General features: G+C 45.0%; 11 protein-coding genes. 3 read left to right on the top strand and 8 right to left on the bottom strand.

Annotation, left to right across the window (positions count from 1 at the left end; all coding sequences use genetic code 11):
• The first annotated feature begins 28 nt into the window (after positions 1 to 28).
• A complete protein-coding gene (locus T499_RS14245) occupies positions 29 to 1,219 on the top strand; it encodes an STAS domain-containing protein (protein WP_052173611.1) in 1,191 nt (396 codons plus the stop codon).
• 13 nt (positions 1,220 to 1,232) lie between these two features.
• Here the strand turns inward: T499_RS14245 and T499_RS0109685 are convergent, their stop codons facing one another.
• The 7 genes from T499_RS0109685 to T499_RS0109655 form a co-directional block, all read right to left on the bottom strand.
• Positions 1,233 to 1,682, bottom strand: coding sequence for a YcbK family protein (locus T499_RS0109685; RefSeq protein WP_033150828.1), 450 nt, complete (start codon positions 1,680 to 1,682; stop codon positions 1,233 to 1,235).
• Between the two features lie 59 nt (positions 1,683 to 1,741).
• The gene (locus tag T499_RS14485; protein WP_198021283.1) at positions 1,742 to 4,186 is read right to left on the bottom strand and encodes a BT4734/BF3469 family protein; all 2,445 of its coding nucleotides are present in this window, start codon (positions 4,184 to 4,186) and stop codon (positions 1,742 to 1,744) included.
• Between the two features lie 74 nt (positions 4,187 to 4,260).
• A complete protein-coding gene (locus T499_RS0109675; protein WP_157054587.1) occupies positions 4,261 to 4,605 on the bottom strand; it encodes a hypothetical protein in 345 nt (114 codons plus the stop codon).
• A gap of 68 nt (positions 4,606 to 4,673) precedes the next feature.
• Positions 4,674 to 4,985, bottom strand: a complete 312-nt coding sequence (locus T499_RS14690) for a hypothetical protein (protein ID WP_198021282.1) — start codon at positions 4,983 to 4,985, stop codon at positions 4,674 to 4,676.
• A gap of 41 nt (positions 4,986 to 5,026) precedes the next feature.
• A complete protein-coding gene (locus T499_RS0109665; protein WP_084163070.1) occupies positions 5,027 to 5,374 on the bottom strand; it encodes a phage antirepressor KilAC domain-containing protein in 348 nt (115 codons plus the stop codon).
• 222 nt (positions 5,375 to 5,596) lie between these two features.
• The gene (locus T499_RS0109660; RefSeq protein WP_033150823.1) at positions 5,597 to 6,076 is read right to left on the bottom strand and encodes a hypothetical protein; all 480 of its coding nucleotides are present in this window, start codon (positions 6,074 to 6,076) and stop codon (positions 5,597 to 5,599) included.
• A gap of 182 nt (positions 6,077 to 6,258) precedes the next feature.
• Positions 6,259 to 7,122, bottom strand: coding sequence for a hypothetical protein (locus tag T499_RS0109655; RefSeq protein ID WP_033150822.1), 864 nt, complete (start codon positions 7,120 to 7,122; stop codon positions 6,259 to 6,261).
• Between the two features lie 451 nt (positions 7,123 to 7,573).
• Between T499_RS0109655 and T499_RS0109650 the strand changes: the two genes are divergently transcribed.
• Positions 7,574 to 7,756: a type II toxin-antitoxin system HicA family toxin gene (locus T499_RS0109650; RefSeq protein WP_033150821.1), complete on the top strand. Its 183-nt coding sequence runs from the start codon at positions 7,574 to 7,576 to the stop codon at positions 7,754 to 7,756.
• A gap of 75 nt (positions 7,757 to 7,831) precedes the next feature.
• Positions 7,832 to 8,239, top strand: coding sequence for a hypothetical protein (locus T499_RS0109645; RefSeq protein ID WP_013064418.1), 408 nt, complete (start codon positions 7,832 to 7,834; stop codon positions 8,237 to 8,239).
• A 339-nt stretch (positions 8,240 to 8,578) separates the two neighbouring features.
• On the opposite strand, the gene T499_RS14865 is transcribed toward T499_RS0109645, so the two are convergent.
• The coding region (locus tag T499_RS14865) for a restriction endonuclease (RefSeq protein ID WP_033150820.1) at positions 8,579 to 11,154 on the bottom strand (2,576 nt) is incomplete at its 5' end.

Raw genomic sequence — 11,154 nt, 5'->3', positions numbered from 1 at the left:
CAAAGTGATAACTAAAAACATAAGCAATATGACGCTACAATTTACCAATAACGAAGGTCACGCCATCATTACACTTTGTGGACGACTCGACACCTCGAGTGCCATGCAGACACAAACCGAAATCAATCAGTTTTTGTCAGCCCAAAGCCCCATCCTTAGTGTTACAGTTAATGCCGCGGAGCTCGAATACGTGTCGAGTTCGGGCTTGCGCATCCTGCTTTCGCTAACCAAACAATATAAGAATTTCAAACTCGTTGAGGTTAATGCCGACGTTTACGACGTGCTTAACATGACTGGTTTTGTAAAGATAATGTGCGTAGAACGCGCCCTGCGCCAGATGAGTATCGAGGGTTGTGAGATCCTCGGTGTGGGCGGTGTAGGCACCGTTTATCGTTACAACGACGACACCATCATCAAAGTGTTCCGCGATGGCACCACCATCGACGAGGTGCGCAACGAGATTACCATGTCGAAAGAGGCCTTTGTGATGGGTATGCCTACCGCCATTTCGTTCGATATTGTCAAGGTGGGCGCGCAGTACGGTCTGGTTTACGAGCTGCTCCATGCCGACACCCTCAGTTCGCTCATCATGCACCATCCCGAGCGTATCCACGAGTATGCCCGCATGTATGCCAATCTGTTCCGCCAACTGCACGCCATCCAGGTGCCAGCCGATAGCTGTGTGCCCAATGCCCTCGAGCACGAACGCAAACAAGTACTGCATATCCGTCGGTATTTTTCGCAAGAAAACATCGACCTGTTACTCCAGATTCTCGATGCCGTGCCCGCTGGCAATCGTTTGCTGCATCTCGACCTGCAGGCCAAGAATGCCATGGTACAGGGCCACGAACTCATGCTCATCGATATGGGCGAAGTAGGCTACGGCCATCCTGTGCTCGACCTGGCACACGCCTATTCGTCGCTGATTCTGTTTGTTGGCGATTACGAGGCCGTCATCGGTATGCCCCGCGAGTTAGGCGAACAGTTGTTCGATCTGGCTATCGACTATTATTTCGAGGGCCAGCCTGCTGACATCATTTCCCTTCGCAAGCAGCAGATAGCCGCTGTGGCAAACGTCCGCAACTACAGTTGGCTTGCCCTCAGCGACTCCTTCCCCGAGGCTGTTATCCAGCAGTGCCAGCAGCTCTTCAACGAGCGCGTCATCCCCCACCGCGATCACATCCTCAACGTCATCAGCACCCTAAAAGAATGGTGCTGATAACGTTACTTATCTACGCTTGTATAAATGCTACCTTCCTTCTGTTATCTTTAGGTCGCACTGCAAAATGCAGCCAGATGGCACCATAGCGATTCTTTTCTATCAGCAGTTCGTCATAGTCCTGTGCCGATTCATTGGCATAGGCTATCAATATGGCTGCATATTCTATTGCCTGTTCCATACCATTGGTTCGGATATCCACCGCACACCCCGTTAAGTGATTACTATTCGCCGCTCCCCCAACCTTGCGATTCAACTGCGGCGATCGATAACCAGAGTTGATAATAATCGAGTGCCCTACTCGTTCTCTTAAAACTTCCAGCCAAACACACAATCGCTTCATATTAGCAATCGCCTCATGACTAGGGATATTATACACCTCAGGATACTTACTCCTGGTAAATTCCCCCAATTTAAAATTCGGGGAAATCTTCGCGTCATTATTCAACTGTACTATTTCCATTTTTACATTTTCTCATTATTACATTTTTACATTTTCCAAAAGTTGCGGCGTGCGGCGTGCTAACACATGGCTTTACCCGTTTTCTGATAAATCGCCTTGGTAGTACCATTCTCTACGTAGTCGCCCACCTTCTCCACAAAGTGATCCTTCACCAAACGGCTGATACGTGCCCTGGCTATATTATCCTTAGCAATCGAGAAACACAGCATCATATCCTCTACCGAAAACTCATCGGGCAAACGGTTAAAGCACTCAATAATCTTGCTGTTATGACGAACATTTGCCGCATTATCGCGCATCTGGTCGTCAAAATATTTCTCAGCCATAGTCAGAAAGTAGTGGCGCTGACAGGCGTACTGTATGTTGACGATTAGCTCAGCCAACTTCCAATCAACCTCGTCGGTTCCAAACTCTCCGCAGTAGTAGGCACCATCCTGATGCATCTTATCCCAGTGGCGCATCACAATAAACGGCGCGGCAAAGTTCAGTCCGTGGTAGGCACAACGTTTCAGCAGCATCTCCTCGGCTTTCGAGTTGTTCTCCTTAGCATCAGCCATGCGACGTGCCGTCCAGTCGTACAGCTCATCCACAATCTTCTCCACACTCAGCACACCCTTCATACGGTCCAGCTTCTCACCCCATTCCTTTAGGCGGTTGTCGCTCTCACTGTCAACCACGCTTTCACGGGTCATCATCTCAAAGTTAGTGGGTGGCAAGGGTATACAGGTTAATCGTGTGGCCAGTCCGCTTCCAAAGTTACGCTCGTTAATCTTTGCCCTCAAGGCCAATGGTGTACCGGTGTAAATATAATTCCACGTCACCACAAAGTTCTCAATCACCGAGTCCATGTTCGAATAAGCCTGACCGTCCTCCTCGTTGTGGAAAGCTTTCAACTCCAACGATTGCTTATCAATCCACGAGCCACCTTTCTGAATGCTCAGGGTATTATCCAATTCGGTATCAAAGGTGAACATGTGCAACTGCATGGGCTCGCCATCCACCTCTTCCACAGCGTTCACCATATCCTGAATAAACTGGGCATTACTGGTGCGGGCTGGGTGTACGCGTACCACCACCTTGGGCTTCTTAGGTTTCTCCTTGTTAGCCCCCTTGGTCTTCATCTGTTCGCGATAGGCGTTGATGGCATCCTTACCTATGCGATCGGCGGCAATAATCGGGGCTATCAGCAGTTTGTACAAGCGTGTGGCAAAACTCTTACCGCTGGCAGGATCACCAATCACCATCACCTCGCAGTTCAGGCGTCGCAGCTCCTCAGGTCGATGATAAAAACGGTATCGGCATCGCGTCATCAGCGTCATCATAAACCCGCCACTCACAAACAAGGCCGAGGCATACTGGTTGCGTTTCAATCCCTTGCAAATGTCGCGCAGTATCGGGAAGTCGTCAAACAGCCCCTCAATCTGCTCGCCCCAATCCCACAGCCATTGGTCGATATCGTGTTCTGATTGTTCAGACGGATTCTTATTCCCCTCCAGCACACTCCGCATGGCTTTTGAAAGACCTTTTGGCGTTTCCTTGCAGGCGCTCTCCACAATACTGCGAACCTCCTCTTCGCTTAGTCCCAGGCGTGGCATTATCTCCATCAACAACTGTCGGTTGTTATCGCAAATCGCCCTCAAGCTCACCGCCAACTGGTACAGTTTTACATTCCTCTCGCCCTCCTGTGGCACCCCTCCATTCTGCCGCCACCACTCATCAATAATCTCCGAGTACGCAACCCCTTTAAAAGATTTTTCTGTGACTGTGACTGGGGACGGTGTGACTGGGGACTGGTACCTGTCACAGGATGTGACTGGGCCCTGTCCCTTGTCACGCCTTTCGTTGGCATCAGTCGTGTCCTCCATTGCTAAATCCTCTCTCGTAGCCTGGCTACAACCGTCTCGATATAGAGCAGTATATCGCTCAGAAAATTCCTTGTTCTCATACGCAAAAAGTTCTTTGTTTAAATACAAAATGTCAGATTCTTTACAAATAAAACTCATTCTGCTGGCATCCTTGCAACTCTCGTCAACCTCCACCCCAAGCACCTTGGCCATGGCATGTTGATTGTCAATGAGATTGCCTACTGCCACATCAGCCTTAAACACAACTTTCAACCCTTTTCCGCTAGGCGTTATATACACCAAAAGTATTCTCCCAGCCGCGTCTTTATTTATAAAGCCGTGTTCATCCGTGCCTAATCCCCATTGTTCGAACACCCCTTTGGGGTCTTCAATATGGTCTATGTCCATCACCACCAATCCCGTTAATTGCGTGGCACTCTGTTTGCGCCAGGCCCCTGTTTTGCCTTTTGGAGATGTGGTTTCATCGAACGTAGCCTGGAAGATAAAGGCAGGCAGTTTTCTTTTCAACGCAGCATCGTGAGTTTCACGATACTTATCAATTTTCTCGTTCCATTCGCTTGCCTTGACGAGCGCCCAAAACTGGGCCTCGTCAACTGGCAACGTAGGATTACTAAAGTTTTTCTGATAACAAAATCCCATAATTAATTTTCAATATTCAATGTTCAATGGTCCGCTCCAGCTCTGCTGGCTTGCAAGGCAAGAATGGTCAATGTCTAGCAGAACTCTTTCAGCTCCATGTCTATCAGCGCATTATTTGCCTCATTGGCGCTCTGTTTAAAAATGTTCATGGTATGCGCAGTGCCCAGATCTATTGGTACGCTCAGGTGCAATATGTTATTCCGAACACTCTGCTTGAGCCACCCCCATGGCAGCTTTTTTATCAGTTTAGGTTTAGGTCGCTTGTAGTAGCCTGGCTGATATTTTGCCTTATGGTAAGGTTTAAACGAGAGCTGATGCGTATCGCTATCGATAAACAGTGCACCCTCTACAGTAAGGCCTTTCTCCAAGCGGTTCATCACTTCAATAACGTTCAAGATGTTAATAAATTTCTTTCTCATTCTATTCATGTGTCTAAATTATGTGTGTGTGTGTTTCGTGTGTGTAAATCAAAGCATCAAATCAGGTATTAACCCTGGCTCTCGGTTAGGCGTTCTACGGTATAGGCAAAAGCATCAAAGTCCAACTGGTCGTCGTCATCACCACGCTCCAACTGCTGCTCCCAGAATCTCACCATGTCACGCATAAACGTATCTATGTCGATATCCAGTTTCTGCATGGCCAATTTGTAATTGGCTATCAGTTTGCTCAGTGCATAGTTCATCGCCACCGCACAACCAATCGTAGGTCTTACCGATAGCATCGCCTGTTTCATCTCCCTGTAAATGCGATCACCCTCAGCAATATGCCGCATCGTTCTTTTTTCAAACTTTTTCATCATCAATCTTTAATGTTTAATCTTTAATGTTTAATGTTTAATGTTTAATGTTTAATCAACTCATTAATCATCTCCCTCCCCTTCTCCGTCCACAGCAATTTCACTTTGTACTTCAGCTGTCCGTGATACGTTATGTGGGGCTTACGATACTCCACGGCATACCCCTGATTGCGATACTTAGGTGCCAGCTGGTAACGCCGTCCCTTCTTCTGTAGAATATGTATATCACACAAAAACGAGTACATATCGTCGGGTTTCATATGGTGTAGCTTAGCTATCTCGGCTATGGTGCAACACCCTGCGGTTATTCTGTTTTCGAAGGCCATCTTACTGGCTAAAATTTGCTCTGCCGCATTCAGCAAATCCTCTTCGCAAGTTACTGTTATTTTCATATTTGTTTTTATTTTACGTCGCCTCCTTTTAAGCGACCTTTAATTCTGTTTCTTTGTTAATTTTCTTTCTCTCTTTTTCTTCAGGCCTTCCTGAAGGTTCTTTGTATCAGTAAGTTTAAGAACACCGTCGGTTTTTTCTTTCCGACGGTGCAAAGGTATGCATACTTTCTGGTGCAGCCAGCGCTTAAAAACGTAGCGTCCGAAAAAGCGTCCGAAAAATCCTCAATAGTCCGAAAAAGCGTCCGAAACGTTCAATTTTATCTTGGTATAAGCACTCAAAAAACGTTTTAGCACGTTCTTACGGCGCATCACCTCATCAGCTGAAGGATGATCGCTAAACGTCCACTCTGGGAATTTGCCAAACGTGCGGGTAATACCATCGTACAGCGTATTTCTTCCAGGCAGCTTATCTATACCAATCTCTCTTAAATAAGCCAGGAACTCCGATGGATAATAGAAAAAGCCCATGCCCTTTATCACCCCCTCGTTTGCACCTCTCATAATATAGGTATAGTCGCCAGGATGCTTAAACACCCTATCCTCTCGCAGTTTCTTGATAGCCAACGCCACACATCTGTCTATCACATCGCGCGTCTCAACCACCATGCAAGTCCCCACCACCTTTACAGCAGGACAAAGACGCAACATTCCCATAAAAGGCTCGTAAGCCTCATCCTCAATTTCAATCACAATTTGTTTCATTCTTGCTTCACGTTTGCGAAACAGAATGGGCCCATACCTGTCTCAGGTTCAACACTAAAATTATCGACCGCAAAAATACTAATTATCCAAATCAATGTACAATAAAAATACTGGTGTTATCTGGCAAAAAAGAAAACCGGAAAACACCAGTAACCAACAGCTAGTAACTGCTTTTCGTGAAGTTAGAATGCGTTGCTATATTGTTCAACCAAGCCTTTATATACCTCGTCGTTTACAAAATAGTCCTTAGCCATATTAGTGTATTCGTTAAACGACGATACCGAGATAAGCCCCTCCTTATGGCAAACTTTATTAAACGCAATCATTGTGGGGCGATACAACATCTTTTTATCCTGTAAGAACCTAACCGGGCGCATAATATCCTTAGGAGTCACCTTTCCTTTCTCCTGGATAACAAGCCAGTGCACAAGCTTTTCCTTATTATTAACGCCAGGACGAATATAATCCATCAAGTCATCCGATTTTCGATTATTATTCATCACCTCTCTCCCCACAGCTTCGAATTTTTCCTCAAGCATCTCAAATCCAAAATCGTTCATCGGGTTAAAAGGGCGATCGGTCATCCCTTTCAGATACGAGTGAACAAAATCTTTCTCCCAATCTATTTGCGCTGTACACGGTTCAAACAATACCGAGATATTATTCTCGCTCAATGCCCAGTTCATTGATTGCCTTACCATATCTGCAATCATATCCACATTGCGCATAGCCTTATTATGGCAGAAGATTGCAACATAAGGCGGATACTTTCTGCAGCTCAGATTAATTCCCACAATGGCATAGTTAAAATTACCATCCACAAACTCTCCCACATTGATAACGGTCATACCACCCTGCGCCATCATTCCATAATGTCGCGAGTAGCGTTTACCATTTCGTGGGTTTACAAACGTAAGCGTTTTACGGTTATTAAAGTCGTTCTTAATTATTGTCCTAAGCATTTTGGTGCCATCGGTAGCCACCGTATTGCCAAACAAGTCAGGTAAGCTTTGTACATACCTGATAAAAAAAATCTTAATGTCCATACTTTATAGTTTCATTTTTGAGTTATTATTTAGTTCTTATTCTAATTTTGGATGCAAATATATAGATTCTCTTTCAAACATAAACAAACATACCAATCTATTTTTATCTGCAAATTCCAAAAATTTCAAGCCCAAATCCTTGGTTTTTCCAATAGATTCACTATTTTACTACAGTTACCTGCTGCGAGTCGCAGCACCCCACCAAAAACCACCCACATTTTGTAAATAAAACGTAGAAAATCCACCAAACAAAAATATTTTTAGCCAAATCCCAAATTGCAAACTCCGACCTTACAAAATCACCCTAAAAGACAAACTAACCAGCAAATTATTGACATCAAGTGATCATTTTATGTTAAATATGTATAACAATAACAATATTGTTACTATTTTGTTTGTATGTTAGCAACAAAATCGTTACTTTTGCATCGCATAAAAGCTCTTTGACATTATGAAGTATTCAGAATTGAAAAGATGGCTTCGTAAGGAAGGTTGCTACTGCGACCACGAAGGCGGCAATCACGAAATCTGGTATTCGCCCAAAACAGGAAACAAGTTCCCCGTTGGAAGGCACGATTCAGAGGAAGTGCGCCCAAACACCCTTGCGGCAATTCGGAGGCAAGCGGGGATATAACTCCCCCTTGCCCCTTTTCAAGGAGAAGCGGAGTAATGTTGGAGGGCTTTTAGATGGTTTAAAACAATGAATAATATGAAGGTTGAAGCAATTGTGGAAAGAACAGACAATGGTTATTACTCCATTGCATGCGATGCCCAGATTGGAAACTTCTGTTTGGGTGGGTATGGAAACAGTGTTGACGAAGCCAAAGCCGACATGGCAGCTATCGTGAAGGAAGCTCAGGAAGAATACGTGAAAGAACACGGCAGTCTTCCCAAGAATCTTCAGGAAATCAAGATTGAGTACAAATACGATCTACAGTCCTTTTTCAATTACTTCGAATGGATTAACATCAGCAAATTTGCCAAGTTTGCAGGTATCAACGAAAGTAAAATGCGCCAATACAAGATAGGTGCTGCCTATGCAGGCGAAAAGACCAAAGAAAAAATCTTGGTAGCCATCCAAAAAATGAGCGCAGATCTAGCTGCCGTTTCATTATAGAATCAAAATAATGTGGTCGCAATTTGCGACCACATTGTTTATCGGACAATATAATGCAGTTAATACAAATAATCTCCGAGAAATCAAACTTTTCTCCAATTTATTACCGATAGTTCAAAAAAAAGTATTATCTTTGCACTAGCTAAAAATGCATATTATTATATGCATCCGTCATTCCAAGAGGAGCCAACAGTGATGTTCGCTCCTCATTTTTGTTTATATCCTTAAAAAGATTATACTTACTCAACCATTATCTTTGACTTATTTTAGTTAAATACAAACTTTTCTCAAAAAATATCCGCCTTTGCAGTCTTATCTTGCAAAGGCGGATATTCTAAACTACTGTAACTTTTCCATTACCTTCAGAAGATTATCGTAACTATCTACTTCATGATAACGCACTTTACTGGTCGATACCTCATTGAAAAGTTTCTTAGCACAATCGATCTTTGCTTTTTCGATGCCTTTCAGTTGCATAGAGTCCATACTTCCCTTGGTCTCTGCGATGAAGAAGATGTGCTTCACGCCAGCATTATCATTGAAGGCGATAGCCCAGTCTGGCGCATAGTTGCCAACGGGCGTCGGAATCTGGAATGAGCGAGGCAAGCGGGCATATACGCAAACCTCTTCTGCTTTATCCAAATCCTCTGCAAACTGGCGTTCACCCTTGCTGTCAGTAAACACATAGTCAAGAATGTGCTTCTTAGCAGGATAAGCCTTGTCGATAGTCTGGCGGTTCTTCTCCTGTGTGAAGATATCCGTGTCGTAAGTCTGCTCCGTACGATTATAACTGATGTGCTCTACTATCATCGTGGCTTTCTGCTCCTTGATGAGCTTGACGACATTACGGATAAACTCCTCAGGATTATTCTTGAACAGCAGCAGTCGTGCTGGCAGGATACCCTTCAGAATACGCACTACAGTCTTTCGGGTCAGCGTAGCGCCACGAGCAATATCACCCACCAAATCGTAAGGCACAGTTGACGTTGATACCTCACGCAAATCCTGTCTGCTGGTAGTTTGCTTGCCCGTAAACTCCAAATCATCATCCCCCTGTTCACCTGTTATCACCACATACTTCATCTTGGTAACAGTCAGGTCTCTATCGATGGCGGCGATAGACTTTTTGATTAGTTCCTCGCTGTCATAATGAACGGTATAGACATAACGGTGATTGATTTCTGCCCACAAACGCTTGAACTCAGTCTTTGCGGCATTATCATTCAGTTTGTCATTCACCACTTCAGCCTTATCGTTACCATTCTCTATCATACCCTCCAGAGCAGACGGATCGAAGATTCCCTGTATCAGTCTGTGTACCTGCTCGCTGATGGGCTGCAGTTTCTTGCCAAGAGGTGCCAATGTGCCTTGCGCCAAATCCTCATGATAGGCAGGCAGGATGTTTCCCTTTGCATCAGTATAATCATTATCAAAGAGATAGCTTACAATGCTGGCAGCTTCCTGACTACTGATGGTATAGTGCTCTGCGCCTAACTTGAAGGTCTTGCCCTCAAAGTAGCCAACCGTAGCCACCGTAGGACGTTCACGCAATGCCTCACGTGTATCTTTCTGCAAGTCATCTACAAACGATGAATAGCTCTCATTAGCAATCACTGTCAGTTTGTTGATGTCGTGCACAGCATCACCCAGGCGCTCTGCATCCATGCGGTTTCCTTGCTGATCCACACAGATACGCAAGCCACGACCTACCTCCTGACGCTTGGCTGTAGCACTATTAGCATGGCGAAGCGTACAAATCTGGAACACGTTGGGATTATCCCAACCCTCACGCAGTGCAGAGTGCGAGAAGATGAAACGTGTAGGTTCATCGAAGCTCAACAGTCGCTCTTTGTCTTTCAGAATCAGGTCGTAAGCCGAAATATCATCCGAAATATCGCTGCCACGCTTCACATCACTATTTTTCACCTTACCTTTCTTGTCGATAGAGAAGTAACCATTATGCACTTGCTCTACTGAGAAACGCTTCAGATACTTCTGATAGTCATCTTCAAATAGCGACAGTTTTTCATTCAGATAGTCGTTATACTCTTTTTCGAACATCTTCCACAAGTCGCCTTTCACCACTTCCCCACTCTCGTCATAATCTTTATAGTTTTTTACCTCATCGATAAAGAACAACGAGAGTGTTTTGATGCCTTGCTGGAACAGCTGGCGTTCTTTCTCGAAATGACTCTTGATGGTCTCACGAATCTGCACCTTTTGAATGGTCTTTTCGCTCACATCACCCATCACCTCGCCAGCACTGATTCTGTCGCCATTACGGAAATAAACGGTGTTGGTTCTGGGATTAATATCTGTAATCACGAATTCCTTATAGGCTGGTAACTTCGAAGCATCGTAGAGCGAGTCGCCCTGCGAGAACTTCATGGTCTGGCGGCGAGCCTGACTGGCCCCTTGTACCTCAATCTCCAGTTTCACCTCTGGTGCCTTATTCTTTGAGAGCACGATACTATCGAAATAGATATACGCCTGTGCGCCCATCAGGTTCTGGAGTGTGATACCCTTAACCTGGATTTTCTTTACCAGTCGTTGGCAATAGGCATCGTAGGCATCCAGCGCATAGATGCAGTTGTGCGATGTCTTGTGTGTAGCCGAATAGTTCAGCACAAACAGCGGTTTGAAGTTCTTCAGCGCTCGCTGTGTGGCAGCACCTTCCATTTTTTGTGGCTCGTCCATAATGATAATAGGACGGTTGGCAGATATCACATCAATAGGTCGGCGACTCTGGAAATCGTCGCGCTTGGTGTACATAATCAGACTGACCTTATTCTTCGCATCCTCCTTGAAGTCGCGTGCAAAGGCCTGGGTATTGATAATCATCACGTTGATAGCAGCATCGCTACTGAATGAATCTATCTGCGTCAGGTTCGAGCTGTTATAGATAAAAAAGCGAG

It is taken from the genome of Prevotella sp. RM4 (genome assembly GCF_000701965.1).
GTDB classification, from domain to species: Bacteria; Bacteroidota; Bacteroidia; order Bacteroidales; family Bacteroidaceae; genus Prevotella; species Prevotella ruminicola.
The sequence above is the reverse complement of the archived record's forward strand: the minus strand, read 5'-3'. Positions and strand labels throughout refer to the sequence as shown.

Bases quoted from the DNA above. Each gene is read 5' to 3' on its own strand.
- T499_RS14485 (WP_198021283.1), bottom strand. From the start codon at position 4,186: ATGGGATTTTGTTATCAGAAAAACTTTAGTAATCCTACGTTGCCAGTT.
- T499_RS14690 (WP_198021282.1), bottom strand. From the start codon at position 4,985: ATGATGAAAAAGTTTGAAAAAAGAACGATGCGGCATATTGCTGAGGGT.
- T499_RS0109645 (WP_013064418.1), top strand. From the start codon at position 7,832: ATGAAGGTTGAAGCAATTGTGGAAAGAACAGACAATGGTTATTACTCC.
- T499_RS0109650 (WP_033150821.1), top strand. From the start codon at position 7,574: ATGAAGTATTCAGAATTGAAAAGATGGCTTCGTAAGGAAGGTTGCTAC.
- T499_RS0109655 (WP_033150822.1), bottom strand. From the start codon at position 7,122: ATGGACATTAAGATTTTTTTTATCAGGTATGTACAAAGCTTACCTGAC.
- T499_RS0109685 (WP_033150828.1), bottom strand. From the start codon at position 1,682: ATGGAAATAGTACAGTTGAATAATGACGCGAAGATTTCCCCGAATTTT.
- T499_RS0109660 (WP_033150823.1), bottom strand. From the start codon at position 6,076: ATGAAACAAATTGTGATTGAAATTGAGGATGAGGCTTACGAGCCTTTT.
- T499_RS14245 (WP_052173611.1), top strand. From the start codon at position 29: ATGACGCTACAATTTACCAATAACGAAGGTCACGCCATCATTACACTT.
- T499_RS0109665 (WP_084163070.1), bottom strand. From the start codon at position 5,374: ATGAAAATAACAGTAACTTGCGAAGAGGATTTGCTGAATGCGGCAGAG.
- T499_RS0109675 (WP_157054587.1), bottom strand. From the start codon at position 4,605: ATGAGAAAGAAATTTATTAACATCTTGAACGTTATTGAAGTGATGAAC.